The organism is Oceanimonas doudoroffii (assembly GCF_002242685.1).
Taxonomy (GTDB): Bacteria; Pseudomonadota; Gammaproteobacteria; order Enterobacterales; family Aeromonadaceae; genus Oceanimonas; species Oceanimonas doudoroffii.
Map to the genome: position 1 here is coordinate 1,823,136 of NZ_NBIM01000001.1, position 26,751 is coordinate 1,849,886.

The window sequence follows — 26,751 nt, forward strand, 5'->3', positions numbered from 1 at the left end:
TTCGCATTGTTCTCAGGTATTTTTCAGGCTACGGTATCCCATACAGTATCCCGCATAAATGGGATACCCGATGGAGGAAGCATGGCCAGCTTTACAGTGGAGAAGCGCAAAACGGCGGCGGGCGTCATACGTTACCGCTGCATTGTGCGCGTCAAAAAAGATAAGGCGATAGTGTATCAGGAGTCCCGCACCTTCGGGAAATTGGCCGATGCCCGCACCTGGGGTAAGGCTATGGTGTCCCATATCGAGACCCAGGGGATACCCGGTCAGACACCCGAGATACCAACCATTCGGGAGCTGATCACCATGTATCAGCAAGACCCTGACATATCGAAGAAGATAGGCCGCACCAAGGGGTATGTTCTCAACCTGCTGGTCGACAGCGACATATCAAAGCTACAAGCCGACAAGCTGACCACCATGGCCATTATCAACCACTGCCGGGACCGCAACGCCGCCGGCGCCAAACCGCAGACCGTCGCCCAAGACATCAGCTACCTAAAATCGGTCTACACATCTGCCAAGCCGGTGTTTGGGATACCGGTCACCGACGAAGTGATCCGCGAGGTGATCCCCGTTCTGCACAGCATGGGCCTGATCGGCCGTTCGGAACGGCGCAGCCGGCGACCGACCAGCGATGAGATCGGCAGGCTCCGCGAAGGCCTGGCCAAGCGCATGAGCCACCGAGGCAGCAAAATCCCCCTGACCGACATTCTGGATTTTTCCATACTCAGTTGCATGCGCATCAGCGAGGTTTGCGCTATCCGCTGGGGCGACATTGACGAAGAAGCTAGGGCAGTGATGGTGCGCAACCGCAAGGATCCCCGTAAAAAGGCAGGCAATCATATGTGGGTGCCACTGCTGGGCGAGGCCTGGAACATAGTGCAACGGCAGCCCAGGGAGAACGAGCTGATATTCCCCTACGAGTCACGCAGCGTGACTGCGGCCTTCCAGCGGGTGCGCAATGCGCTGGGCATTGAAGACTTGCGTTACCATGACCTGCGCCGCGAAGGCGCCAGCCGCCTTTTTGAAGCCGGGTTCGGCATTGAAGAGGTGGCGCAGGTGACCGGTCACAGAAGCCTGAACCTGCTCTGGCAGGTTTACACCGAACTGTTTCCAGGCAGACTGCATGCCAAGATGAAGGCAGAAAAACATTAGAAAAGAGTAGATCTTAGCGCCTGTTTAGATCGGCGTGAGAGGCCACTAACGTTGACATTCTTGTTGACGTACGCATAATGCTGCGCCAATTTATGCGGTAAGGTATACGAATGAATACATCAAAGGAGGGGGGTAGCATGCGAACACTGTCAAGCGAGTCTGTGGCCAACTACTTCATACAACGGTCCTTTGATGAGGGTGTACCACTGACGCCGATGAAGCTGCTTAAACTCGTTTACATTGCCCACGGTTGGCACCTTGGCTACTTCGATAAGCCATTGATCAACGATGCTGTTCAGGCATGGCAATACGGACCAGTGATCCCCGACCTCTACCGCAAAATAAAGCGATTTGGCCGCATGACCATAGACGCTCCCGTTGAAGGCTATGGTGTGGTTGGTGACGGTAATTTGATAAACACCCCACCGGACGAGCAGACAATCGCTCTTCTCGATAGTGTTTGGAATTCTTATTCCAAATTCGACGGCATTCAATTGTCTTCCATGACCCACCAGCGTGGCACGCCGTGGGATCTGGCATGGCATGAGAACCATGGCAGTCAGTATCAGGGCGCCATTATTTCCAACGACCTGATAAAATCTCACTATCAGTCAAAAATTCAACAGAATCAGCCTCGGTAAATCATGGCCGCTGAAGATATATTTGCCGCAATTGAGGTTGAGGCTGCAAAACCATTAACAGCTCAAAACGACACGCTGGCAAAAAAAGAGCAGGAGGCTCTTGAGAACGGACGAACACAAGTACAGACAGAACTTCACAAGCTCGTTCGCTACTCCCTCCGATTTGGAGCTGTGTTGATAGGCGCGTTGATTTGCGTGAGGTTCTGGCATCTTGGATCGCCTGAAGCATGGCGCTGGTTAAGCGATGAAGATGTTCAAGGTATCGACAAAATGCTATTCAGCAGCGCCTTCGGTGGCGTTGTAATTACTTACCTTAAAGACGTTCTATCTCCCCAGCAGCAAAAATCATAAAAAGATTCCCCGCCCCTTCATTCAGAATACTCATGAAAGCCGGCAGCGTTTTCATGCCCACTACCCCACCGAAAAATCAATTATCTCATTAGTTGTCACTTAGGCCTCCCCAGTAGTCATTCTAGCGTGGCTGCACCTGCCTGAATGGCATTCCCCAGAAACCTACCAGAAAACAGATAAACCACACGTCCAGGTGCACATTGTTGTGACCGTGGCAGCCAGGTCATGCAGCTCCCCCCTTCTCCGGCCCGCCCAACACAGCCCGCACCAGGTAAACAAGATGGGAAAGGCCCTCATCATCCCTGGTGGCTCAGCGATTAGCATGAAATTTTCGATGATTATACCATTGATTGCTTTTTAACCGCCCTGCCAATAAGCGCCACTGACCGCCAATAACTACCAAGTAAAAAAATCAACCCCCAAAGCCAATGTTTATTCCGAGGGTGATTCAACATTCACCAAATCCAGCCTGTTTGATACTGTCCATCCATACAGTAAGCTGTGAAAAGTTCCGAGACATTCCGGGCTTTGAAAGATCGGAATTTTGCAGAACTCGGAAAGCTGCCAACGCAAGCGATTAAAGGAAAATGCAGGCGATATAAGAACAAAGAAAGGATCCGAAAGGAGGTGGAAAATGCAGATGTTAAACACCAATGAGGCTGCAAAAATCCTGAACGTGCATGCAGTCACCCTGAGTAAGTGGGTACGCAATAAAAAGCCAGGTCTGGTGTGCTACCGGGTAGGGCGAGAGCTGAAATTCAAGCGTGAAGACGTGGAAGCGTTTCTTCAAAGCTGCAAAACCGGCTGCAGGCCAGAAGAGGTGAAGGCGTGACATTCCATACCAGTGTGAACGGGCTAGTAGAACGCCAGGTGGCCGAACTCAAGCAGGAGCTTACCGAGCTGAGACGAGCAGCAGAGCTTTTCAGCACTCTGCCGGACAGTCCAGGACAAAGCCTGATGGCCGCCGTTGAGCGCCTGGAACGCAAGCAACAAGCACTGTTCTCAGAACTCGGGTTCCATGCCGGTGGTTTTCATCTGGTGTAGCCAGTTGGGGTCAGTGAGGCGGCGTGGAGGCAGCATCAATGACCAAATCAGGAAAACACCAAATGTCAGAATCAAACATCCGTACCGGCTGGATTTGCATTGCCACCGAAGGCAACACCGCTGATGGCCGCATTATTCCCGCCCATTGGCTGAAGCAAATGGCCGAGACCTACAGCCCCGATTTTTACACCGCCCTGTTGTGGCCAGACCATAACCGCAAAGCGGATGTAATGGGCCAGGTGATCGCGCTCAAAGCCGAGCAGGTGATCGGCAAAATGAAGCTGTTCGCCATTCTCAAACCAACCCGTGAGCTGCAGTCGCTCAACGCCAGAGGCCAGAAGCGGTTCTGCAGCATTGAGCCAGCTGAAGACTTCGCCGGCACCAGTAAAACCTACCTGATGGGAGTGGGTGTGACCGACCAGCCGGCCAGCACCGGCACCACCCAGATGCAGTTCAGTCAGGGCAAACGACTTATTTCCAAGTCTGAGCCCCTGCACTTCTCCGCAAAGGCCGAAAAGGTCAGCGATGCCGAGTTCCAGAAGTTGATCGGTGCAGTGGAAAGGATTGCCCAGCAACAGCAGGAGTTTGAAAACAAACTGTACACCGCCGCCAGTGAAGCTCGGGGCTTCTACCTGGTGTAAAGGTCAGCCATGCCAGGTGGCATATCAAAAAAGCAGAGCTCCCCAAGAAATAAACCAAACGACCCAGACTCATTCACAAGGTGATCCGGACGGCCATTATGGTTGGGGACTAAACAAAAAATCATGAAGAAAAAACGAAGGAATAACCCATGAATAACGAAATTAACGCCGCCTTTAAAGCATTCGGTCAAGCCAAGCAACATCAGGACGAGATTGATCAACAGATGGTTTCTCTGAACCAGTTGAAATCAAAGCTGCTCAAGGAGAAAGCCGAAAAAGAGCAGCAACTTGAAGCGCAATCATCCGTTGAATCTGACGGCCTAATCTACGGCGAAAGTAAGACGCTGAAAAGTATTGCACAACTGAAAGGTGCCGTGCTGGTACTGGATGACAGAATGAAAGCCATTAACACCAAAGTCGGGGAAATGAAAGGGCAGCTTTCCGACGCTTACTTAGCCACCCAGGAAGCCAGGAGGAAATTCAATTCTCTTTATATCTACTGGCTTGAAAACGAAGCGATAAATGCTATTCAGAGTGGCCTAACAGAGGCTCTGAAGCCGGCGGCAGGTTTTATAAAAATGAAACGAAAGCTTGTTGGAGGCAAGGTCGAGTCAGGGATTGAAAAACTAATCAGCGATACCTTGTCAGAACTTTCCAGAAGTGAGAACACCAGTGAGGTGGTGCTTTTGCCTGGTGCGGAAGAGGTTGTATTCCAGCGTTATCAGCCGGCTTCGTTAAGCCATGAAGAACTTCAATTACTGAGTACCCCCGCCGGCCGCCACAAGCTGAAGGTACTGGCCAAAGCCCAGTAAAGCAAAAGCCGGGTAGTAGACCCGGCTTTGAACAGAGATCACCCACGCCAATGGAATCTCATTATTTAATATTCAAGCCATAGGTAAAAACAGTGATGACTATTCACCCTAAAAGCAAGAACACTGTTGATTATGCAATCGCCGATCCTGTGTGTAAAGCGCCTGCTGAAAAAATCACCCTGTTGCGCTTTGCTGACACCCTGCGTATTATCGTACTCGCTGGCCTAGACACCCAGCCAAACCGGTGGATTAGACACCCACAGGACGAAAACCAAGCAGGAAAATTTGTACGCCACATTCAATATGGACCTGAAGCCACTTCAGGTTCATTATCACTTTGTGGTGCAAGGATTGGAGCCAAGCGGCTTGACCGCAAAGCACCATCGCGCGTTCCTGCTTGGGCGCACGTCTTGAGGCTGCCAATCCACCCTGTTTTGAACTTCAAGCAGGGTATCAACATGCTCTATCAATTTCTTATCTGCTCCCCAGGCCGCAAGCTGGCCGAGCTTTCCCGTGTCCGTATTGTTTCCGCCTTCGGTCGGTCCGAGGCCGAGGCTCGCGCCCATCTGGCCGGCCCGAATCTGGTGTTTCTGAGCCGTACCCCGGCCCGTAAAGGGGGGGCAGCATGAGCCAGGTATTATCTCCCACCGTCTTTATGTTGATGGCCACCTACGGTGGCGTGACCACCGTTCGCCTGGACGACGTGGCCGATCTTTATTTCGGCATGGCCCCCCAAACCGCCAAGGCCAAGGCCACTGCCGGCCAGCTCCCCGTGCCGGCCTTTCGTGCTTCCCAAAAATCACCCTATCTCATTCACCTGGTTGACCTGGCCGCATACATCGATACGCAGCGCCAGGCCGCCGCCGAGCGGATCCAGCGCCTCAGTGTGGGAGGTAAACCAGCATGACCACTCCCATCAAACAGCGCATCGCCGAAAACGAAGACAGCGTTCATAGCCTGGCCCTGGGCGTGACGGCTCTGGGTGATCTGCTTTCCAGTCTCGACCCGGCCTCCGGCATGTCGGACAAAACCTTAAGAAGCCTGGGTTACCTGATCCAAGAAGTTGGCAAAAGCATGACCCAAAAGCTGGATGAAAATAACCGGCTCGACCTTGAGGAAGGCATGAAAAAACTGAGGGGGTCACGTGAGCACTAAGCTGTCCCCTACTTTGGATCGTCAGCCTCTTCCCGTCACCATCCCCGACTATGTAGCCGGGGTGAAAGTGATTCAGGCACTCTTCTCCGGGCCCACGGGCCCGGAGGACCTGGCATTCATTGAGTACGCGCTCAAAGGTCTGGAACTCAAGGCCGCCGGTAAGCTGTTCGGTGAATACCAGCGCCGCCGGAAACAATACAAGGCGAAATCGGCAAACATATGGCTACGAATGGCGGCCGGCACTGCCCGGGCGCAACAAGAACGTTTTCCCGTTCCGTTGAAACGCATCAACGAGGAAAAACGGCGTGAAGAAGTAGCCCGCGAGTGGGCCAGTCAGGTAGCCGCCATTATTGATAACTCAACCAAGGGGTTTACCTCTCCCCAGCCGGCCGATGAGCTGCTGGCGGCCGCCATGACCCCGGCCCGCCAATGGGGCTTTTCTCCGGTACTGCCCGACCTGAGCGGTGAAGTTACCGATAAGCACCTGAACCATGCAGCCAGTGCCTTGGCCAGGCTGCAGGATGACGGCTGGTGGCTGAGGCAGATCCGCCGCGCCTACCAGCGACACCAAGAGCTGATTGCCATTATGTCCGGCGAGGTACGCCGGGGCGTGAGCCCTTATGTATCGCATCGGGCCTTTATGGAATACCGGGCCAATAAAACCGCCCAAGCTCGCTGGCTGGCGGAAATGCTGGTGGTGAATGAGGAAGAAGGGCTGGAACTATCACTGGCCGAGGCCCACGCTGCCAGCGTTTCTAATCCGGAAGTCCGCCGGGTGGAGCTGATGGTAAGAATGCGGGGGTTTGAAGATCTGGCTTGGGAGCAGGGCCACGCCGCCGAGTTCTACACCTGGACCACGCCCAGCCGGTTTCATGCCTGGAATACGGTCAAAGCAGACCGGGGCCGCTCGGTGCGTAACAAGCGATACCGCGGCACCAGCCCAAAAGACGCCCAGGCTTATCTGTGCAAGCAGTGGGCCAAGGCCCGTGCCGCCATGGCCCGGGCCGGCATTACCGTATACGGCTTTCGGGTGGTGGAGCCGCACCACGACGGCACGCCCCACTGGCATATGCTGCTTTTCGTCGCGCCGGGCCAGCGTGATCAACTGCGGGACATTCTTGGCTATTACGCATGTGAACACGACCAGGGCGAAATAAAGAACAACCGCTCTGCCCGCTTTGACGTGCTGGCCATCGATCCAGAGTACGGCAGCGCCACGGGCTACATTGCCAAGTACATTGCCAAGAACATCGATGGCCACCGGGTAGGTGATGACTACGAGGCCGAAGCCCGGTCCAGCGATACCGCTACCAACGTGGCCGCCTGGGCTAGCCTGTGGGGCATCCGTCAGTTTCAGCAGATAGGCGGCCCGGCCGTGACCGTGTGGCGGGAGCTGCGGAGGCTACGGGAAGCGGTCAAGGATCCTTTGATTGAGTCGGCTAGAGTTGCCGCCGACGCCGGCAACTGGGCGGAGTTTATTGGTTCCATGGGCGGGGTCTCGCTGCCCCGGCAAGACAGGCCTGTAAAGCTGGCTCACCTAGTCACCCCCTGTGCCAGCAAATACGGCGAAGACCTGCGCCGCCTGGTGGGTGTTACGTCGGCCGGGGGCTGCTCGATGCGGACCCGCCTGGATGGTTGGGCCGTGATCAGAAAGTCACAGGCGCGGGGTTGTGGCGAGCGCAGCGAGTTGCCTTTAAGCGGCGGCAGCCGCGCCCCTTGGAGCTCTGACAATAACTGTACGGGGCAGATAGAACTCCCTCCCCTGGCCACCGAACTGGCCCGCGCCGGGCTCGATAACGTGGACCGGGCACGAATGGAAGCCGGTGCCGTGGTGGTAGTGGACGGGCTCTATCACTGGATCCGTGACGGCCGGCTTTACCAGTCCCGGCACCGTCCCCAGTTTGGCCGGTCGCCGGCGCCGAACGGCAGGAACGCATGGGAAGAAGACCGGGATCTGGAGCAGCTGCAGCAATACCAACTGAAACGCCAGGCCATGGCCGTGCTGGCTGGCGATCTGCAGCTTGATGAGTACATCAAAAACGCGATGGATACCTTCCGGGCAGTGCACACTCTGGAAACCCTGCTGGACAAGGAACGCCTGGAAGCGCCGGCATCCTTTCACCAAAGTGAGCACCTGGCCAGGCTGTCCGGGTTTGTAACCTCATGCCCGAGCCAGGGAGGTGCACTGTGACGGTACGCAAGCTCCCCACCGGCAAGTGGCTGGCTGAAGTGTTTCCAGAAGGAAGGGCCGGCCGGCGGGTGCGCCGCCAGTTCACCACCAAAGGCGAGGCCATGGCTTTCGAGCGGTTTCTACTGGAGCCAAACCAAGATCGCCCATGGATGGATGACGGGCACAATGATGGCGACACTCGCCGCCTGCAGGACTTGGTAGAGACCTGGTTTAACCTGCACGGGCAAAGTCTGAGCGATGGAGGCCGGCGAAGAACCAAGCTGCTCAACCTGTGCGAGGCTCTGGGAAATCCGGTGGCCACCGATTTCACCGCTCGGGATTTTGCAGCATACCGCGAAGCTAGGCTTTCCGGCCAACTGCCCAACCTTCGCGCTACCCAGCAGGAAGGGAAAGGAGTCAGCCCGACCACTGTCAACCGTGAGCATTCTTACCTGCGGGCGCTATTCAATGAGCTGAAGCGTCTGGGCGAATGGCAGGAAGGCAACCCGCTGGACGGCGTGCGGGCCTTCAAGGTCTCTGAAAGTGAGCTGGCGTTTCTGTACGAGATTGAGCTCAAGCGCCTGCTGTGTAGCTGTGCCGAAAGCAGTAACCCGGATCTGCTGATGGTGGTCAAGCTGTGCCTGGCCACAGGTGCCCGCTGGTCTGAAATCGAGAAGCTGCAGCAGTCCCAAGTATCCCCGCACCGGATCACCTTCACCCGCACCAAGAGCAACAAGAACCGCACCATTCCGATCAGCCGGGAGCTGTTCGCCCAGCTCCCCAGGCGAAGGGGCCGGCTGTTCGGTGACTGTTACCGGGCATTTGAAGTCGCCCTGGACAAGGCAGAGATCACCTTGCCCGAAGGCCAGTGTACCCACGTTCTGCGCCACACCTTTGCCAGCCACTTCATGATGAACGGCGGCAATATTCTGGTGCTGCAGAAGATACTGGGGCACTCCACCATCAATATGACCATGCGCTATGCCCACTTCGCCCCTGACCACCTGGAAGACGCGGTGAAGATGAACCCATTGGCGGCGGCCGGGCTGCTGTGATGGCGGAGAGGGACACCAGGAGGCAGCCACGGCGTAAACAAACACGCCACGAAAACCGCGCTCCTCCGCGCCCGCCTCCGCTCTTTACGTCATAAAAAATATGAAATTCTGCGGGAGTGCAATGCAGCCCGCCAATCCGCGCCATGACTGGGCTCATGGCCGGGAAAGCGGAATTTCAACGAATGATCTTTTTTGAAGAAAAATGAAATTACGGCGGGGTGGCGCAAGATCCGGCAAGGATCGCAAAACCCCGCCGGCTCTGCCTCTCAGGCCGTTTACGTGGGTGTATTTCACATTCCAATGTTTTATCTGGCCAGAAATAAACATTGCATAAAGCCAGGCAGGGCAAGGAGTTGGCCCGTTTTTATGCCGGGCTGAAAAATTTCACTTTTGAAATTCTTGGGGGGAAAAGATGCGCTTTACCTGCCGAGCCTGTGGGGCAAAGGCTACCGTCACGAAAAACAACCGGATTTCCGCCGATTACGCCGAGCTTTATATCAGCTGCACGGAGGTTTTGTGCGGGCACCGCTGGGTTGAATCAGTGGGGTATTCCCACGAACTGGCACCCTCACAGCTGCCCATACGGGATAGCGAAGTGTTCAGGATGATCAGCAGGATGCCGCCGGCAGAACGGGAAGAGCTGGTGGAGCAACTGAGAAAAGAGCTACCGCCTGCTATGGAAGCCGAACCAAGCGGCCCCAGGATCGTCAGGCGGTAAAAGTGAGTATTCTTCAAGTTGGTGGCGGCTGGCCACCACCAGGAGGTGGCTGCAGTCCCGGTTCTGGCCTTGTGATGCCTTTACCTGGGTATCAATCAGCTGAATAAGACCATCCAGCAGGCTAACGTTAATCCGCTTTGGCTTGCAGGTGAATTCGGTTAAATCCACATCCAGTAGTAACCAGCCATCACAGTGGTTATAACCTCCAATCTGCCAGCAATGACGTGGCCCTACTCCTTGATGCCGTCAACGTTTTGCACACCGGGCGATATAAGCGTAGCTTATCTAAGCCCGAGCCGAGTAACGGCTGAAGTGCTGCAACTTGTTAACTTTTTGTGGCAGCAAGGTAAGTCTCATTAGAAGAAAAAAGTTCAGAGATACATTTTTGCAAGCTAATAAAATTTGGAATTAACACAAGATTGACATCAACCTCATCAGATACTGACAGGAGGTACGGGAATTTTGAATCAAAACTTCCCTTATAGTGCTCAATTATTAATGAAGGCTTGTTCACTTTCTCGAGCTGGTTCTCAGTGTATCCAGCGAATTTGATAGCTTCGGCATGGTCTGATGAGTAATCTTGTCCTAGAACCTCTTCAAATACAGCCTCAGAATATACCCATCCTTCTGAAATGTCATATATGTAATCCATCTTTCGGTTCACTCGAAACTCCTTTGTGAAATTAACGTTTCAATAACGAACCAAAAAGCGAAGGCTTTTGAAGGTCCGAGCCCGAAGGGCTTTCGTTGATTGATTTGCTATATTCACAAATCACCGTTATATACTATTGATCTCTTATCTATTCCAATATCTTTCCGGGCTTCATTCAACATATTAAGTGCTAACTCTCGAACATCACTCCATACGTACTTTTCGGTTCCATTAGATATTTTTAATAGATGATCCATGAGCTTATCCTGCGCATCCATTACTGATTGTGGCGCAAGCATCGCAAGATAGCCATACACCCTCATTCTTTGCTCGTTAAACTCATCAAAGCGACTGCCTGCTTCATGCGGCTGAAGCCGTCCCATTTCATGGGAATCAAAAGAAGAGAGTATTCGAGAAACAACATCAATAGTTGCACGATATGTAAGAATTTTATCGTTCTGAAATCGGAGGGTAGTTTCTTTAATCAGGTCTAATTCTCGCTTTGTTTTTTCGAGAGCAGATGCTAACTCATGTGTTTGGTCAGCAAGAATTCGATTTGCCCAGACCTTGCCCAGCCACGACGACAGGGCGAAAATGGCTGCTCCTCCAATGCCAATAGAGGCAGTTGAGGCCGTTATGAATTTAAATACAGTTTCCCAGTCCATATGTCGTCACGCTCCGTGAATATAACGAGTCAATCAGTCATTAAGCCACATGCGACTACAGCAGTTTGTTATGCTTTGACTTCAACATATTCAGTCAACAAAGCTTCAAACCCTCTAACCGCAGAAATTACAGTAATTACTTCACTAGGTTCAATGTCAAGATCTTCAGGACTACGAGGATGCATTAACCGATCACGAATTTTGATTGCTTTTTTAAAATCGCCCCACCAAGCACCCCCCGCATGAAATGCTTTATTTAACTGATGAGCTTTTGAATATAGGTTAAAAGCAAATTTTATATTCTTAGTTAGGTTGATATGAGCACTAACTGCAACAATTTCACCTTTATCATTTAACTGGTGAGAAACTTCAAACGCTAAGTCTATTTCGGCTTGGGTTAGTTCAATGCCATTATCAATAGCATCATCAATTGCAGCAACTTTCAGAGAAAAGCTGACTCCCTCGATATAAGCGAAACCAGCTCTAACGAGCTGACGTGCATTAAACTCATGATCAGCGAGAGTTGTACCGTCTTCTTGCTTTTCACCCTCCTCAATATCTTTTAAGACATTGGTGTAACAGCGTTGAAAGTCTTCACCTAGTGTTAAAATAAGTTCGCCTGTACCTCTTTCGCTCATGCTTTCCTCTTTAAAGCATAACATTTTTAATACTGCATATGCACATACACACTCATGCACGCTATCTTAAAATATAACTTAAGATGATTATTAAATTGAACTTTTCTATTAAATAAGGAATTCCACACCGGCAAAAACGCGCATGCGCATATTGATGCATGGCCATGCGCAGTATCTACTTTGTTTACACGTCAACTTATTGATAATTAATGATTTCATCAAATTTGTTGGTTGTATACGCGCATCATGCTGCGACAATTTGAGCATCCGAACCGAGAAACGCAAAATATACTGTATATGAAAACAGTATTTTAATAGGCTTCTCATACAACCAAAACCAGCATAATTTCCTGCAATGGGCACGCTACCGCCCGGGTCTTGCGGGCGACCTTGCCTCTCCTCGTCCCTGCTGAGGTTGCTCTCTGCCAGTAGATTGGCATCGTATGAAGCTTTTGCATTATGACGCTACAGACCGCCGAATGGAAGACGGGCCCCGGTGTGCGGCATAAAGCCCCGGCCGCTACTGAGCCCGGCTGGAGTTAATGCGCTTGGATCACCGAGGGCCCCTTCAGCTCGACGTGATATTGCCGGCTACCAAGCCCGGGATTTAATGTGAGGGTCCAGGGCTCCGCCCTGGCGGGTATGGGCGGAGCCCATGAAGACCCTGCGAAACTGCAGGCCAGGACAAGTCCGCTACGCGATCACTGATGCATAAGGCGATACAAGGCGTTATCGCGCCCTGCCAAACCGAGCTTTTGCCGAAAGGTGCCGAGTAGAATGCTCTTGGCTGTGGGGAGGTATGTCACAAGTCCAGTTCAGCCTGCGGCAGGAAGCCCGGGAACGGGCGGAGAGTCTGGCGATGGCAGGGGCCAGAAAGTGCGCTTAATCAGATCCTTGGTGATCTATAAGTATCCCAATGAGTTTATCACTCTAATAAAAACAATGATTTATTTAAAAGTCTGCCCCATCGAGCATGGGGGCAACGGAAAAGCGGGCGCTGGGGTAATGACTCATGTGTATGACGACTTTTTGAACAACAGGGCGCGCATTATACCCAAGCAGGCTCACAGACCCAACCTTGAACGCAGGACGGGCATCCCAGCTGTGCTAAGATGCGCCCAGAAGCCTTAGCGTGAGCCTGATTTATGTCCATTCAACAACAACTTGAACGTGCCGAGCGATTGTGCGAGCAGCGTGGGGTTCGTTTTACCCCCACCCGGCGCCACGTGTTTTCGCTGCTGGCGGGCCAGAAGGGCGCGGTCAGCGCCTATGAGCTGCTGGACCGGCTCAGGGAGCTGGAGCCCAATGCCAAGCCGCCCACCGTGTACCGGGCGCTGGATTTTCTGCTGGCCCAGGGCTTTGTGCACAAGGTAGAGTCCCTCAATGCCTTTCTGTTCTGCGACCACTTCGCCGAGCACCACCCCATGCAGTTGCTGATCTGCACCCAGTGCGGCGACGTCATCGAGTTGCACGATCAGGCCATCAACCGGGCTTTTGAACATCAGGCCGAGCAGCACGGCTTTGCCATCACCAGCCAGTCTATCGAGGCCCATGGCCGCTGCCGCCGATGCCGGAGCGAAACCGCCGACAGCTGATATAGTTAGGTAACCACCAGCCACAAGGAATGCTGAGGATGGGCGCCTTTTTCAAGCTGTTTCTGCTGCTGGCCGTGTTTTACCTGGCCAGCGAGGTGAAACTGAGTACCTCGCTGTATCACTACGAAGAAAACGAGATTGAGCTGACCTTTCCGGTCTGGCAGACCGACAACCCCTGGTATTACATGAAGTGGAACCCGGCAAAGCAGGAATTTGAGCAGAAACTGGGAATACTTGAGCGTGAAGCGTGAAGCGTGAAGCGTGAAGCAGTATAAGGCAACCCGATGGCTGATCACCGGGTTGCCTGAGGAATATCCTCGTTAATCCACGTATTCCAGTCTCGGGCGGGCGGTCATGCGGGTCACCAGCTCATAGGCAATGGTGCCCACATGGCGGGCCACTTCTTCCGCCGCCAGCCCCTCACCCCACAGTAGCACTTCATCTCCCACCTGATCGGTGGCGTCCGGCCCCAGATCCACCGTGGCCATGTCCATCGAAACCCGGCCAGCCAGGGTGGCCCGGCGGCCGTTGACCAGCACCGGGGTGCCTGCCGGCGCCATGCGCGGATAGCCATCACCGTAGCCCACGGCAATGACGCCAATGCGAGTGTCACGAGGACTGACCCAGCTGCCGGCATAACCCACCGGCTCGCCGGCCTTGTGCTCACGTACCGCGATCAGGGTGGTGGTAAAATTCATCGCCGGGCGCAGGCCAAAGTCGGTGCCCTGCCGATCGCCAAAGGGGGTGATGCCATAGAGCATGATGCCGGGCCGAATATAGTCGGCATGGGCCTCGGGAAAGGCCATTACGCCGGCGGAGTTGCACAGGGCGGTGGCCGCCACTTTGCCATCGGTGACGGCCTTGAAACGGGCAATCTGGGCCTCGGTCACGGTGCGCTGCTCGGGCTCGTCGGCCCGGGCGAAGTGGGTCATGGCGTTCACCGGCTGCACCACCTGAGGCAGTTTCGCCAAGCGGGCAAACACCCCTTCGGCCTCTTCCGGGGCAAAGCCCACTCGATGCATGCCCGAGTCGATTTTGACCCAGACGGTCACCGAGGCGGCCAGCGGCGTACGCTCCAGTGCATCGAGCTGGGCGTGACCGTGAATGCACAGGTGAAAGTCGTGGCGCGCGGCATAGTGCAGCTGCTCGAGATTGAAAAAACCTTCCAGCAACAGGATGGGAAGGCGAATGCCGCCGGCACGCAGACGCTGCGCCTCTTCAAAGCGGGCTACCGCAAACAGATCCGCTTCCGCCTCCAGCGCCGCCGCTACCCGCAGGTCACCGTGCCCATAGGCATTGGCCTTGACCACCGCCACGGCCTTGGCATTGGGTGCCTGTTGTTTGGCCACCTTCAGGTTGTGCCGAATCGCCGCCAGACTGATGCGGGCCACCGCTCCCCGTGCATCCATGTTCGCTCCTCAATAATCATCATCGAAATCCGGTCCGGCGTAGTTGTCGAAGCGGGAAAACTGCCCCTGGAACGTCAGCCGCACCTTGCCTATGGGTCCGTTACGTTGCTTGCCGATGATGATTTCGGCGATACCCTTGTCGGGGCTGTCGTCGTGATAGACCTCGTCCCGATAGATAAACATGATGAGGTCGGCGTCCTGCTCGATGGATCCCGATTCCCGCAGATCCGAGTTTACCGGCCGCTTGTCGGCCCGTTGTTCCAGGCTTCGGTTCAGCTGGGACAGCGCCACCACGGGCACTTCCAGCTCCTTGGCCAGGGCCTTGAGCGAGCGGGATATCTCAGCGATCTCCAGGGTCCGGTTATCGGCCAGACTCGGCACCGTCATCAGCTGCAGATAGTCGATCATGATCATGCTGACGCCGCCGTGCTCGCGGGCCACACGCCGGGCCCGGGAGCGTACTTCGGTGGGAGTCAGACCGGAGGAGTCGTCAATATAGAGCTGACCCTTTTCCAGCAGCATGCCCATGGTGGAAGACAACCTGCCCCAGTCTTCATCATCCAGTTGCCCGGTACGAATGCGGGTTTGATCGATTCGTCCCAGGGATGCAAGCATCCGCATAATAATCTGCTCAGATGGCATTTCCAAGGAGAATATGAGCACAGGTTTGTCATTTGTTAGTGCAGCATGCTCGCAAAGATTCATTGCAAAAGTGGTTTTACCCATAGAGGGTCGGGCCGCCACTATAATTAGATCGGAAGGCTGTAGTCCGGCAGTTTTTTTATCTAGATCATTGTATCCCGTCGAGACTCCGGTTATGCCCTGATGGGGATTTTTGAATAGATCTTCTATGCGATCGATCGTCTTTTCGAGCAGATTACGCAGGGGTTGCGGGCCTTCATTGGCGCTGGTGCGGCTTTCGGCTATCTTGAACACCTTGCTTTCGGCCAGATCCAGCAGGTCGGACGAATTGCGCCCCTGAGGGTCAAAGCCGGCCTCGGCAATCTCGTTGGCCACGGAAATCATCTCGCGCACCACCGCCCGCTCCCGCACGATATCGGCATAGGCACCGATATTGGCGGCACTGGGAGTATTCTTGGCGATTTCCACCAGATAAGAGAAACCGCCCACGGTTTCCAGCGCCTCGTGCCGCTCCAGCTCTTCCTGCACCGTGATCAAATCGATGGGATTACCGGTCTGGCTGAGGCGTTGCATCGCCTGAAAAATCAGCCGGTGCGGCCGGCTGTAAAAGTCGGTATCCGAGACCTTTTCCGCCACCCGATCCCAGGCGTTGTTGTCCAGCAACAAGCCGCCCAGCACGGACTGCTCCGCTTCAAAGGAATGGGGCGGCATCTTCAGCTGGGCCACGGCCTGATCGGGCCTGGCGGCGGATTTGTCTGTCATCGGAACTCTCACTGCGTGACCAAAACGCCATTATCGGAATTTTTGCCCGCCACTGAAAGGTTCAATCTTGCCCTAACCGTAAAAGTCGATGGCGAATGATTAAACAGCAGTTGACATAACATGTCCCTGCTTTACGATGTTGCCAGTCTGTAACCCAAGGAAATCACCATGCGCAAATTGCTTGCCCTGTTTACCCTCGTCTTTGCGGTGGGCCTGACCGCCACCGCCTTTGACGCCGAAGCCCGCAAGATGGGCGGCGGCAGCCGCTCTGTCGGCAAGTCCTACAAGACCGCGCCGGCGCAACCGGCCCAGCAGAACATCAACAACACCGCCGGCAGCCAGGCCCAGCCCAAGGCCAAGAAGTCCGGCCTGATGGGCGGCATTCTCGGCGGCCTGCTGGCCGGCGGCCTGTTCGCCTGGCTGCTGGGCTCCGGCGCTTTTGAAGGTTTCCAGTTTATGGACTTTCTGCTGATCGCCGGCCTGGCCATCGGTGCCGTGTTCCTGCTGCGCGCCCTCAAGGGCAGCAAGGCACGGCAACAATCGCAGCAGCCGGCCTACAATGGCCCCCAGCGCTTTGAAGCGCCACAGTCCGCCCCGGCCACCGGTGCCACCGGCGGTTTTGGCCAGACCGATGTGCCCTTCAGCCTGCCCCCAGGCTTTGACATGCAGGCCTTCCTGCAGGGCTCCCGCGAGCACTATCGCACCCTGCAGCAGGCCTGGAACCAGAACGACCTGGAAAAAATGCGGGAATACATGTCTCCCGAGCTGTTTGCCGAGCTGAGCCGCGAGCGGGCCAGCCTGAGCGGCGATCAGCACACCGAGGTAATGTTCGTGGATGCCGAGCTGGTGCGTGCCGACCATACTTCCTACCAGGCTCAGGTCAGCCTGAAGTTCAGTGGCCGCTACCGCGACAGCGTGGAAAACGTGGAGCAGGACATCAATGAAATCTGGCACCTGGAGCGGGACCTGACCCAGGCCAACGCCCCCTGGCTGATTGTCGGCCTGGAAGATCTGGCCTGATAACTTCCTGTTTGCCAAATCAAAGGGCTGCCATGGGCAGCCCTTTTTATTTACGCCCCCCTTTCGCGCGCGGATCTTGTCCCTGATGAATAGGGGCGGCCTGCCCACAACGTACTCACACTGCGAAGGAACGACAGCACGCTGTAGGTTGTGATGAGCGAAATCGCAACAAGGCAGGCGACGGTGAAATGTGGTAATTCGCTGCGCTCATTTCAACCTACCGAACCGAGCAAAGTACTGAACCGCAGCCCCCGACTGACCATCCGATATACACTCCCACGCAGGAGCGTGGGAGCGAGAAACCCCGTATCCCCATTCCCAGCTCCCTCCTATTCCCCAAAATAAAAAAGGCGCCCGCAGGCGCCTTGTCATCCAGTTTGACAGTCGTCAGCCCACCAGGGCCAGCAGCACACCGGCAGCCACCGCCGAGCCGAGCACACCGGCCACGTTGGGGCCCATGGCATGCATCAGCAGGAAGTTCTGATGGTTGGCTTCCAGTCCCACCTTGTTCACTACCCGGGCCGCCATGGGCACCGCCGATACGCCGGCGGCGCCGATCAGCGGGTTAACCTTGCCACCGGTGAGCCGGCTCATCAGCTTGGCCATGAGCACACCCGCTGCGGTGCCGATGGAGAAGGCCACCGCACCCAGGCCGAGGATCCCAAGCGTATCCAGGGTCAGGAACTGTTCAGCCGACAGCTTGGAGCCCACCGCCAGTCCCAGGAAGATGGTGACCACGTTGATCAGCTCGTTCTGGGCGGTCTTTGACAGCCGGTCCACCACGCCCGATTCCTTCATCAGGTTACCCAGGCAGAACATGCCCACCAGGGGCACCGCCGACGGCAGGAACAGCAGGGTCAGGGTGAGGATCATCAGCGGAAAGATCACCTTCTCGCGCTTGCTCACATGACGCAGCTGATCCATCTTGATGGCCCGCTCTTCCGGGGTAGTCAGCAGCTTCATGATGGGCGGTTGAATGATCGGCACCAGCGCCATGTAGGAATAGGCCGCCACGGCAATGGCCCCCAGCAAATCCGGTGCCAGCCGGGAGGCCAGGAAGATGGCGGTGGGGCCGTCGGCACCGCCGATGATGGCGATAGCCGAGGCGTCCGCCAGGGTAAAATCAAAACCGGGCAGTGCATTGAGGGCAATGGCACCGAACAGGGTAGCGAAAATACCAAACTGGGCCGCCGCCCCCAGCAACAGGGTTTTGGGGTTGGCAATCAGCGCCCCAAAGTCGGTCATGGCTCCGACCCCCATGAAGATCAGCAGCGGAAACACCCCGCTGCCGATGCCTACTTCATAGACGTAATAGAGCAGACCGCCGGGCTCGGCCATGCCGGCATTGGGAATATTGGCCAGCACGCCGCCAAAGCCGATGGGCAGCAGCAGCAAGGGCTCAAAGCCCCGGGCGATGGCCAGATACAGCAACAGCAGGCCGACCGCGATCATTACCAGCTGTTTCCAGTGGAAGTTGGCGATGCCGGTTTCCTGCCACAGGGTCAACAAAGAGTCCATTCCGTGCTCCTTATGCCAGGGTGACCAGGACATCGCCCACAGACACGGCGTCGCCTTCCTTGACCAGCACGTCCACCACCTGGCCGTCCCGGGAGGCGCGCACCTCGGTTTCCATCTTCATGGCTTCCATGATCAGCAGCACGTCACCGGCGGCGACCTGGGTGCCTTGCTTGGCCAGGATCTTGAAGATATTGCCCGCCAGCGGCGCAGCCACCGGCTCACCTGCACCCGCGGGTGCAGGTGCCGGCGCGGCGACAGGAGCCGAAGCCGGCGCACTGGCATCACGCACGGCGCTGATGCTGCCCGCCGGGCCCACTTCCACCTCATAGACACGACCGTCCACCTTGACCGCATAAGTCTCGGGAGCGCCCGCAGGGACGGCTACAGGCGAGGCGGCCGGAGCCGGCTCCGTGCCCGGCGCCGGCTCAAAGGCACCCGGGTTGTCGCGGTTGCGCAGGAACTTGAGGCCGATTTGCGGGAACAAGGCGTAGGTGAGCACGTCGTCCACCTCATCGCTCGCCACCCGCAGCTGCTCATCTTTGGCCAGCGTCTTGAACTCGCCGGTGAGCCGCTCCAGTTCATCGGAGAGCAGATCCGCCGGCCGGCAGGTGATGGCCTCGCCACCATCCAGCACCCGCTGTTGCAGCTCGGCATTAACCGGCGCCGGGGCCGCACCGTATTCCCCCTTGAGAATACCGGCGGTTTCCTTGGTGATGCTCTTGTAGCGCTCGCCGGTGAGCACGTTGATCACCGCCTGGGTGCCCACTATCTGAGAGGTGGGGGTCACCAGCGGAATAAAGCCCAGATCTTCCCGTACGCGCGGAATCTCTTCCAGCACCTCGTCCATGCGATCCGCGGCATTCTGCTCCTTGAGCTGGCTTTCCATGTTGGTGAGCATGCCACCGGGCACCTGGGCCAGCAGAATACGGGAGTCCACGCCCTTGAGGCTGCCCTCGAACTTGGCGTATTTCTTGCGCACCTCACGGAAGTAGGCGGCAATCTCTTCCAGCTTGGTCAGATCCAGGCCGGTGTCACGCTCACTGTTCTGCACCATGGCCACCAGGGTCTCGGTGGGCGAATGACCGTAGGTCATGCTCATGGAGGAAATGGCGGTGTCGAGAATATCGATGCCGGCGTCGATGGCCTTCATGTGGGTTGCCAGACTCAGGCCGGTGGTGGCGTGGCAGTGCAGCGCCAGCGGCAGCGAGACTTCGGCCTTGATACGCTTGATCAGCGTCTCGGCCTCGTAGGGCTTGAGCAGCCCCGCCATGTCCTTGATGCAGATGGAGTGACAGCCGAGATCCTGCAGCCGCTTGGCCATGTCTACCCAGGTATCCAGGGTATGAACCGGCGAGGTGGTGTAGGAAATGGTGCCCTGGGCATGGCCGTCCATTTCCACCGTGGCCTGAATGGCACTTTGCAGGTTGCGTACGTCATTCATGGCATCAAAGATGCGGAATACGTCCATGCCGTTGGCCCGGGCTCGCTCCACAAACTTGAATACCAGATCGTCGGCATAATGGCGGTAGCCCAGCAGGTTTTGACCCCGCAGCAGCATTTGCTGACGGGTGTTGGGCATGGCCTTTTTCAGGGCACGCAGGCGTTCCCAGGGGTCTTCGCCCAGATAACGAATACAGGCGTCAAAGGTGGCACCGCCCCAGGTTTCCAGGGACCAGTAACCGATGGCATCGAGCTTTTCGGCGATGGGCAGCATGTCTTCCAGGCGCAGGCGGGTTGCCAGCAGGGATTGGTGCGCGTCGCGCAGCACGACGTCAGTGATGGCCAGAGATTTGGTCATGAGTAAGAGCTCCGTTCATGTTTCCGTTTAAGGGAGTTTCCGTTATGTGCCGCTCAGGGCTTGTGGTTTTTTTTATATTGGGCAATGGCCGCAGAGATGGCGGCAAGTGTTTGCGGACCCGGTCCCTGGTCGGCGGTTGCAGGCGCAACCGGGACCGCAGGCGCGGGCGCCGCTTCACCCGCCAGGCGGGCCAACAGCTTGACGGCCACAATGGCCAGAGAAAGAAAGGCAAAAACGAAGGCCATGCCCAGCCCCATCAGGCTGGCGGCCTCCAGCAGTTGTGCAGAGAGGTTATTCATATCAGCGTTGTCCTTGCTGTGGTTTGTCCAGGGCCACGAGCATACTGAGCCAACCCGGGTAATGACAACGCCGCATTGTCAAAAGTGTCGTAAAGATTAAAAAAAAGTCATCACAAGGTGAGTGGGGTCACAGGACCCGAAGAAAGCAGGAAGTGAAAAACACAAAAGAAAAAAGCCGGCACAAGGCCGGCTTTTTTAGATGGCGCATCCGGGAGGATTCGAACCTCCGACCGCTCGGTTCGTAGCCGAGTACTCTATCCAGCTGAGCTACGGATGCATGTTATGTTGCGTTTATTTTCAGATGGCGCATCCGGGAGGATTCGAACCTCCGACCGCTCGGTTCGTAGCCGAGTACTCTATCCAGCTGAGCTACGGATGCTTTTCTGAAAAACGCTTTTTAAAAGTGGCGCATCCGGGAGGATTCGAACCTCCGACCGCTCGGTTCGTAGCCGAGTACTCTATCCAGCTGAGCTACGGATGCGCTGTAAAATGGCGGTGAAGGAGGGATTCGAACCCTCGATGCGGGTATAAGCCGCATACTCCCTTAGCAGGGGAGCGCCTTCAGCCTCTCGGCCACCTCACCGTGTTTGCGGGGCGTATATTACCGCCGGGCCAAAATAAGTCAAACACTTTTCCAACCCGATTTTTTCGTTCGAACAGACTTTAAGCATTTCGCTGCCAAAGCCACCAAAAAGAATAAAAAACGCCCCAGGAACCCGTTAATTAATACTGGCTGTCTTCGCCGGTGCCCTTCTCGGCCTGTATACGCATGTAGATTTCTTCACGGTGAACGGACACTTCTTTCGGTGCATTCACACCAATACGCACCTGGTTACCCTTCACACCCAGCACGGTCACGGTTACTTCGTCACCGATCATCAGGGTTTCCCCTACTCGACGAGTCAAAATCAGCATATGGCTGCTCCTGTAATTGCAATGATTAGAAAATATGTTGGTTATTATCCGATAAAGGCGACGAAAAACCCAGCCTTCCCATGGCCTGAAATGGGGTGAGCCGATGCCAAAATCAAGAGGCCTGTCGATGACAGGCCTCTTTATACCACTCGGCTTAACGCTGCCGAATCAAATTATAGACGGCTTGCCTTGGACTGCGGCCTCAGAGGCGCTCGCTGAGCCAGGACGTGACCGAGTCCAGCGCCGCCGGCAGGGCCGCCGGCTCGCTGCCACCGGCCTGAGCCATGTCGGGACGGCCACCGCCCTTGCCGCCCACCTGCTGGGCCACCATGTTGACCAGCTCGCCGGCCTTGACCTTGCCGGTAAGATCCTTGGTGACACCGGCAATCAGGCTGACCTTGTCACCGCTGACGGTGCCCAACACCACCACGCCGGACTGCAGCTTGGACTTGAGATCGTCCAGGGTGCCACGCAGAGACTTGGCATCCACCCCTTCCAGGTTGGCCACCAGCACCTTGTTGCCGTTGATGTCACGCACCTGCTCCAGCAGAGAGGCACCGGCCTGGGCCGCCAGCTTGCCCTTGAGCTGTTCGATTTCCTTTTCCAGCTGGCGGCTGCGGTCCAGCACCTGGCGCACCTTGGCCGACACCGAGAAGGTGTCGCCCTTGACCAGGCTGGCGGCCTGGGCAATTTCATGGTCAAGCTGGTGCAGATAGGCCAGCGCGGCCTCGCCGGTCACCGCCTCAATACGGCGCACACCGGCGGCAATGCCGCTTTCCGAGAGGATCTTGAACAGACCGATGTCGCCGGTACGGCCGACGTGAGTACCGCCACACAGCTCGGTAGACACCTCGCCCATGGCCACCACCCGCACTTCGTTTTCATCGTACTTCTCGCCGAACAGGGCGGTGGCGCCGGCCTGCTTGGCGCCTTCCAGATCCATCAACCGAGTGGAGACCGGCAGGTTGGCGCGAATGTCACGGTTGACCATGTCTTCCACTTCCCGCAGTTCCTGGGCGCTCATGGCCTCCAGGTGGGAGAAGTCAAAGCGCAGCCGCTCGGGCTCGACCAGCGAGCCTTTCTGAGTCACGTGCTCGCCCAGCAGCTTGCGCAGGCTGGCGTGCAGCAGGTGGGTCACCGAGTGGTTGAGGGCGGTGGCCTGACGACGAGCGCCATCGACCGCGGCGGAAACCTCCTCGCCCACTTCGAGGGTACCCAGCTCCATGAAACCCAGGTGCAGAATGCCACTGCCGGCCTTCTGGGTGTCTTTCACCACGAACAGGCCGTCATCCATGCGGATCACACCCGCATCGCCCACCTGACCGCCGGACTCGGCATAGAAAGGCGTGGTGTCGAGCACCACGGCGCCCTCTTCGCCGGCGATCAGCGCGTTCACCGGCTCACCGTCCTTGAACAGCGCGGTCACCTTGCCCGGCTGGGCCAGGTGCTCATAGCCGGTAAAGGCGGTTGCGCCGTCCACTTTGATGGTTTTGGAGTAATCCACACCAAAGTTGGAGGCTTCCTTGGCCCGTTCCCGCTGCTGCTGCATCAAGGTCTCAAAGCCGGCCTCATCAATGCTGATATCCCGATCCCGCAGCACGTCGGCGGTGAGATCCGCCGGAAAGCCGTAAGTGTCGTACAGCTTGAACACCACCTCGCCGGGCAGCACAGTGCCCTCGCCCAGTTCGGCAATGGCGTCTTCCAGCAGCTGCAGGCCCCGGTCCAGGGTGCGGGCAAACTGTTCTTCTTCCAGCCGCAGCACCTTCTCGATGATCGGGCGCTGAGTGTTGAGTTCGGGATAGGCTTCACCCATCTGCTCGCACAAGGCAGCCACCAGGGTGTGGAAGAAGGTCTTGTCGGCGCCCAGCTTGCGGCCATGGCGCACGGCGCGACGAATAATACGACGCAGTACGTAACCCCGGCCTTCGTTGGACGGCATGACACCATCGGCAATGAGGAAGGAGCAGGAGCGAATATGGTCGGCAATCACCCGCAGTGACTTGTTGTCGAGATCGCTGGTGCCCACCGCGTCGGCGGCGGCCTTGATCAGCGCCTGGAACAGATCGATTTCGTAGTTGGAATGCACGCCCTGCAAAATGGTGGCGATACGTTCCAGGCCCATGCCGGTGTCTACCGAAGGCTTGGGCAGCGGCTCCATGGTGCCGTCGGCATGACGGTTGAACTGCATGAATACCAGGTTCCAGATTTCGATGTAGCGATCACCGTCCTCTTCCGGACTGCCGGGAGGCCCACCCCAGATATGCTCGCCGTGATCGTAAAAGATCTCGGTACAGGGGCCACAGGGGCCGGTGTCGCCCATGGTCCAGAAGTTGTCGGAGGCGTACTGGGCGCCCTTGTTGTCGCCGATACGTACAATGCGATCCACCGGTACGCCGATTTCCTGGGACCAGATATCAAAGGCCTCGTCGTCGGTTTCATACACGGTGACCCAGAGTTTTTCCTTGGGCAGCTTGACCACACCGGTCAGGAATTCCCAGGCGAAGCGAATGGCATCCTGCTTGAAGTAGTCACCAAAGCTGAAGTTGCCGAGCATTTCAAAGAAGGTATGGTGACGGGCGGTGTAACCCACGTTTTCCAGATCGTTGTGCTTGCCACCGGCACGCACGCAACGCTGGGAGCTGACGGCCCGGTTATAGGCCCGCTGTTCCAGACCCAGGAACAGATCCTTGAACTGGTTCATGCCGGCATTGGTAAACAGCAGGGTCGGGTCGTTGTGAGGCACCAGCGAGCTGGACGCCACCACCTGGTGTCCTTGCTGGCGGAAATACTCGAGAAACGCATTGCGTAACTCAGACGTGGTCATTCGCATGGAAAATCCTGTTGATAGCTTGGTAGGCGTTTACACGCATAATTTAAAAGGAATGGGCGGCAATGTAAAACGCGCCATCGGGCGGGTGCAGGCGGAAAGGAGCTATTCGTCGTCGCTTTCCAGGGCATAACGAATGTGATCCGGGCCAAAGCCCCGCGCCTGCAGGTAGCGCATGCGTCTGGCGCGTTCCTTGAAATCGGCGATGGGTGCGTCGCCGAAGCGGGCCCGGTGGCATTCCCGGGCCAGCTCGAACCAGTCGGTGTCCTGCTCATCCAGCGCCGCGGCAATCTCGTCTGCGCTTACCCCCTTACGCTGCAGCTCGGCACGAATGCGCGAGGGGCCATGCTTTTTATACACGTGCTGGCGCACCTGAGTATGGGCAAAGCGCGCATCCTGCAGCCATTGCTGCTGCTCCAGCCGATCGAGCGTACGCGTAATCTCGTCTTCGCCAAACTGACGCTGGCGCAGCTTTTGCTCCAGCTCCCGCCGGCTGTGATCCCGCCGCGACAACAACCGCAAGGCGCAATCCCATACCGCCTGATCCGGATTGGATGACTCAAATAACATGCTCGTCCCTTAAAACACGAAGGCCGGGCATTGCCCGGCCTGTTTATCAGAACTCCTGGTCGCCGTCGGGGCCATCCAGCTCGGCCAGTGCCTCGCCCTTGCCGTTGCCTTCGGTAGCCGCTCCCGGCGCCAGCAGCAGCATCTGACGCAGTTGTTGCTCGATTTCGTCGGAAATATTCTTGTGTTCCAGCAGATACTTGATGGAGTTGGCCTTGCCCTGGCCAATTTTGTCCCCCTTGTAGCTATACCAGGCTCCGGCCTTTTCAATCAGCTTGTTTTTCACGCCCAGCTCAATCAGCTCGCCTTCCTTGGAGATGCCGGCGCCGTACATAATCTGGAACTCGGCCTGCTTGAACGGCGGCGCCACCTTGTTCTTGACCACCTTGACCCGGGTTTCGTTGCCGACCACCTCGTCGCCTTCCTTGATGGAACCGATACGACGAATGTCGAGACGCACGGAGGCGTAGAACTTGAGGGCATTACCACCGGTAGTGGTTTCCGGGCTGCCGAACATCACACCGATTTTCATGCGGATCTGGTTGATGAAAATGCACAGGCAGTTGGCGCTCTTGATGTTGGCGGTAAGCTTGCGCAGCGCCTGGGACATCAGACGGGCCTGCAGGCCCACGTGGGAGTCACCCATCTCGCCTTCAATTTCGGCGCGGGGGGTCAGCGCCGCCACCGAGTCGACGATGATGACGTCCACCGCCCCGGAGCGCACCAGCATGTCGCAGATTTCCAGCGCCTGCTCACCAGTGTCGGGCTGGGAGACCAGCAGGTCGTCCACGTTAACGCCCAGTTTGCCGGCATAGACGGGATCCAGGGCGTGTTCCGCATCCACAAAGGCACAGACCTTGCCGGCGCGCTGGGCTTCGGCAATGACCTGCAGGGTCAGGGTGGTTTTACCGGATGACTCGGGACCATAGATTTCCACGATACGGCCGGTAGGCAAGCCACCGATGCCCAGGGCAATGTCCAGAGACAGGGAGCCGGTGGAAATGGCTTCAACATTCAAAGCCTTGTTGTCGCCCAAACGCATGATGGAGCCCTTGCCAAACTGTTTTTCAATCTGGCCCAGGGCGGCGGCCAAGGCTTTTTCTTTGTTCTGATCCATAAAATGCTCCGCTGAAATTGGCTGGTGCGTAATGCAGGAAACTGAGGATGAGTATACTGTTTATTCGTACAGTATCAAGTGGGGTTTTGCTCAAGCAGTGTCAGGCAGGCCTGCAATGATTCCGTTACGGTCTGCCGACGTACGGCGGCCCGATCACCATCCAGCCGCAACAGCCGGCAGTCGAGCCGATCGCCGGCGGCCGCATAACAGGCCAGCCAAACGGTACCCACGGGTTTGTCCGGACTGCCGCCGCCGGGGCCGGCCACACCGGTGACCGCAACCCCGAGGCCGCAGCCCGACACGGCGCAAGCGCCGCGCACCATGGCTTCGGCCACTTCCCGGCTGACCGCGCCATGGCGCTCAATAATGGCGGCATCCACGCCCAACATGGTGGTTTTGGCGGCATTGGAATAGGTGACAAAGCCCCGGTCAAACCAGGCCGAACTGCCAGCGATATCGGTGAGCGCCGCGGCGATGCCACCGCCGGTGCAGGATTCGGCGGTGGTCATCATGATGTCACGGGCGAGCAAGGCTTCACCCAGTTGCCGCGCCAGTGTCTCCGTGTCCATCGCTTTCCCTCGT

The 26,751-nt window shown here is 56.7% G+C and carries 29 protein-coding genes and 4 tRNA genes; 16 read left to right on the forward strand and 17 right to left on the reverse strand.

The window, feature by feature from the left end; genetic code table 11:
• The first annotated feature begins 81 nt into the window (after window positions 1-81).
• From B6S08_RS08435 to B6S08_RS08495, 13 genes are all read left to right on the forward strand, one after another.
• Window positions 82-1,158, forward strand: coding sequence for a tyrosine-type recombinase/integrase (locus B6S08_RS08435; RefSeq protein WP_094200270.1), 1,077 nt, complete (start codon window positions 82-84; stop codon window positions 1,156-1,158).
• Window positions 1,159-1,295: 137 nt separating this feature from the next.
• Window positions 1,296-1,799 carry a Panacea domain-containing protein gene (locus tag B6S08_RS08440; protein WP_169716377.1) on the forward strand — a complete coding sequence of 168 codons (504 nt, stop codon included), beginning with the start codon at window positions 1,296-1,298 and terminating at the stop codon, window positions 1,797-1,799.
• A gap of 3 nt (window positions 1,800-1,802) precedes the next feature.
• Window positions 1,803-2,150 (forward strand): hypothetical protein, encoded by a 348-nt coding sequence (locus tag B6S08_RS08445; protein ID WP_094200272.1) that lies wholly within the window; start codon window positions 1,803-1,805, stop codon window positions 2,148-2,150.
• Between the two features lie 634 nt (window positions 2,151-2,784).
• On the forward strand, window positions 2,785-2,982 hold the full coding sequence (locus B6S08_RS08450) for a helix-turn-helix domain-containing protein (protein WP_094200273.1): 198 nt from the start codon (window positions 2,785-2,787) through the stop codon (window positions 2,980-2,982).
• Complete coding sequence (locus B6S08_RS08455; protein WP_094200274.1) at window positions 2,979-3,194, forward strand: hypothetical protein; 216 nt, start codon at window positions 2,979-2,981, stop codon at window positions 3,192-3,194. The genes B6S08_RS08450 and B6S08_RS08455 overlap by 4 nt, the downstream gene beginning before the upstream one ends.
• A 62-nt stretch (window positions 3,195-3,256) precedes the next feature.
• Window positions 3,257-3,835 (forward strand): GPO family capsid scaffolding protein, encoded by a 579-nt coding sequence (locus B6S08_RS08460; RefSeq protein WP_094200275.1) that lies wholly within the window; start codon window positions 3,257-3,259, stop codon window positions 3,833-3,835.
• A gap of 149 nt (window positions 3,836-3,984) precedes the next feature.
• Window positions 3,985-4,647: a hypothetical protein gene (locus B6S08_RS08465; protein ID WP_094200276.1), complete on the forward strand. Its 663-nt coding sequence runs from the start codon at window positions 3,985-3,987 to the stop codon at window positions 4,645-4,647.
• Between the two features lie 92 nt (window positions 4,648-4,739).
• Window positions 4,740-5,276: a hypothetical protein gene (locus tag B6S08_RS18225; protein WP_141202182.1), complete on the forward strand. Its 537-nt coding sequence runs from the start codon at window positions 4,740-4,742 to the stop codon at window positions 5,274-5,276.
• Complete coding sequence (locus B6S08_RS08475) at window positions 5,273-5,554, forward strand: pyocin activator PrtN family protein (protein ID WP_094200278.1); 282 nt, start codon at window positions 5,273-5,275, stop codon at window positions 5,552-5,554. Before B6S08_RS18225 ends, B6S08_RS08475 begins: the two co-directional genes overlap by 4 nt.
• The gene (locus B6S08_RS08480) at window positions 5,551-5,802 is read left to right on the forward strand and encodes a hypothetical protein (RefSeq protein ID WP_094200279.1); all 252 of its coding nucleotides are present in this window, start codon (window positions 5,551-5,553) and stop codon (window positions 5,800-5,802) included. Before B6S08_RS08475 ends, B6S08_RS08480 begins: the two co-directional genes overlap by 4 nt.
• Window positions 5,792-7,993 (forward strand): replication endonuclease, encoded by a 2,202-nt coding sequence (locus tag B6S08_RS08485; RefSeq protein WP_169716378.1) that lies wholly within the window; start codon window positions 5,792-5,794, stop codon window positions 7,991-7,993. Before B6S08_RS08480 ends, B6S08_RS08485 begins: the two co-directional genes overlap by 11 nt.
• Window positions 7,990-9,027, forward strand: a complete 1,038-nt coding sequence (locus tag B6S08_RS08490) for a phage integrase (RefSeq protein ID WP_094200281.1) — start codon at window positions 7,990-7,992, stop codon at window positions 9,025-9,027. Before B6S08_RS08485 ends, B6S08_RS08490 begins: the two co-directional genes overlap by 4 nt.
• A 412-nt stretch (window positions 9,028-9,439) precedes the next feature.
• Entirely contained in the window at window positions 9,440-9,745 is a 306-nt protein-coding gene (locus B6S08_RS08495) for an ogr/Delta-like zinc finger family protein (RefSeq protein WP_094200282.1), read from the forward strand.
• Between the two features lie 325 nt (window positions 9,746-10,070).
• Here B6S08_RS08495 and B6S08_RS08500 read toward each other — a convergent pair whose 3' ends face one another.
• The 3 genes from B6S08_RS08500 to B6S08_RS08510 form a co-directional block, all read right to left on the reverse strand.
• The gene (locus B6S08_RS08500) at window positions 10,071-10,409 is read right to left on the reverse strand and encodes a hypothetical protein (protein WP_094200283.1); all 339 of its coding nucleotides are present in this window, start codon (window positions 10,407-10,409) and stop codon (window positions 10,071-10,073) included.
• Between the two features lie 101 nt (window positions 10,410-10,510).
• Entirely contained in the window at window positions 10,511-11,062 is a 552-nt protein-coding gene (locus B6S08_RS08505; RefSeq protein WP_094200284.1) for a hypothetical protein, read from the reverse strand.
• Between the two features lie 68 nt (window positions 11,063-11,130).
• Window positions 11,131-11,700, reverse strand: a complete 570-nt coding sequence (locus tag B6S08_RS08510; RefSeq protein ID WP_094200285.1) for a hypothetical protein — start codon at window positions 11,698-11,700, stop codon at window positions 11,131-11,133.
• 1,145 nt (window positions 11,701-12,845) lie between these two features.
• On the opposite strand from B6S08_RS08510, the gene zur reads away from it, so the two are divergent.
• Window positions 12,846-13,295, forward strand: a complete 450-nt coding sequence (gene zur / locus B6S08_RS08520; protein WP_094200287.1) for a zinc uptake transcriptional repressor Zur — start codon at window positions 12,846-12,848, stop codon at window positions 13,293-13,295.
• A 38-nt stretch (window positions 13,296-13,333) separates the two neighbouring features.
• Complete coding sequence (locus tag B6S08_RS08525; protein ID WP_094200288.1) at window positions 13,334-13,546, forward strand: hypothetical protein; 213 nt, start codon at window positions 13,334-13,336, stop codon at window positions 13,544-13,546.
• Between the two features lie 69 nt (window positions 13,547-13,615).
• Here the strand turns inward: B6S08_RS08525 and alr are convergent, their stop codons facing one another.
• Window positions 13,616-14,704 (reverse strand): alanine racemase, encoded by a 1,089-nt coding sequence (gene alr, locus B6S08_RS08530; RefSeq protein WP_094200289.1) that lies wholly within the window; start codon window positions 14,702-14,704, stop codon window positions 13,616-13,618.
• 9 nt (window positions 14,705-14,713) lie between these two features.
• Entirely contained in the window at window positions 14,714-16,108 is a 1,395-nt protein-coding gene (dnaB, locus tag B6S08_RS08535; RefSeq protein ID WP_094200290.1) for a replicative DNA helicase, read from the reverse strand.
• A gap of 168 nt (window positions 16,109-16,276) precedes the next feature.
• Between dnaB and B6S08_RS08540 the strand changes: the two genes are divergently transcribed.
• Window positions 16,277-17,128, forward strand: a complete 852-nt coding sequence (locus tag B6S08_RS08540; RefSeq protein ID WP_094200291.1) for a Tim44 domain-containing protein — start codon at window positions 16,277-16,279, stop codon at window positions 17,126-17,128.
• 387 nt (window positions 17,129-17,515) lie between these two features.
• Here the strand turns inward: B6S08_RS08540 and B6S08_RS08545 are convergent, their stop codons facing one another.
• The 12 genes from B6S08_RS08545 to B6S08_RS08600 form a co-directional block, all read right to left on the reverse strand.
• The gene (locus tag B6S08_RS08545; protein ID WP_094200292.1) at window positions 17,516-18,646 is read right to left on the reverse strand and encodes a sodium ion-translocating decarboxylase subunit beta; all 1,131 of its coding nucleotides are present in this window, start codon (window positions 18,644-18,646) and stop codon (window positions 17,516-17,518) included.
• Window positions 18,647-18,656: 10 nt separating this feature from the next.
• Complete coding sequence (gene oadA, locus B6S08_RS08550) at window positions 18,657-20,444, reverse strand: sodium-extruding oxaloacetate decarboxylase subunit alpha (protein WP_094200293.1); 1,788 nt, start codon at window positions 20,442-20,444, stop codon at window positions 18,657-18,659.
• Window positions 20,445-20,497: 53 nt separating this feature from the next.
• Window positions 20,498-20,743, reverse strand: coding sequence for an OadG family protein (locus B6S08_RS08555; RefSeq protein ID WP_094200294.1), 246 nt, complete (start codon window positions 20,741-20,743; stop codon window positions 20,498-20,500).
• Between the two features lie 200 nt (window positions 20,744-20,943).
• Window positions 20,944-21,020, reverse strand: a tRNA-Arg gene (locus B6S08_RS08560).
• Window positions 21,021-21,045: 25 nt separating this feature from the next.
• A tRNA-Arg gene (locus B6S08_RS08565) sits at window positions 21,046-21,122 on the reverse strand.
• 25 nt (window positions 21,123-21,147) lie between these two features.
• Window positions 21,148-21,224, reverse strand: a tRNA-Arg gene (locus tag B6S08_RS08570).
• Window positions 21,225-21,233: 9 nt separating this feature from the next.
• Window positions 21,234-21,326 (reverse strand) — tRNA-Ser (locus B6S08_RS08575).
• A 140-nt stretch (window positions 21,327-21,466) separates the two neighbouring features.
• Complete coding sequence (gene csrA, locus B6S08_RS08580; protein WP_094200295.1) at window positions 21,467-21,658, reverse strand: carbon storage regulator CsrA; 192 nt, start codon at window positions 21,656-21,658, stop codon at window positions 21,467-21,469.
• A 202-nt stretch (window positions 21,659-21,860) separates the two neighbouring features.
• Window positions 21,861-24,488, reverse strand: coding sequence for an alanine--tRNA ligase (gene alaS, locus B6S08_RS08585; protein WP_094200296.1), 2,628 nt, complete (start codon window positions 24,486-24,488; stop codon window positions 21,861-21,863).
• A 102-nt stretch (window positions 24,489-24,590) separates the two neighbouring features.
• Window positions 24,591-25,055 carry a regulatory protein RecX gene (locus B6S08_RS08590; RefSeq protein WP_094200297.1) on the reverse strand — a complete coding sequence of 155 codons (465 nt, stop codon included), beginning with the start codon at window positions 25,053-25,055 and terminating at the stop codon, window positions 24,591-24,593.
• Window positions 25,056-25,101: 46 nt separating this feature from the next.
• On the reverse strand, window positions 25,102-26,169 hold the full coding sequence (recA, locus tag B6S08_RS08595) for a recombinase RecA (RefSeq protein ID WP_094200298.1): 1,068 nt from the start codon (window positions 26,167-26,169) through the stop codon (window positions 25,102-25,104).
• Window positions 26,170-26,243: 74 nt separating this feature from the next.
• The gene (locus B6S08_RS08600) at window positions 26,244-26,738 is read right to left on the reverse strand and encodes a CinA family protein (protein WP_094200299.1); all 495 of its coding nucleotides are present in this window, start codon (window positions 26,736-26,738) and stop codon (window positions 26,244-26,246) included.
• Window positions 26,739-26,751 lie beyond the last annotated feature (13 nt).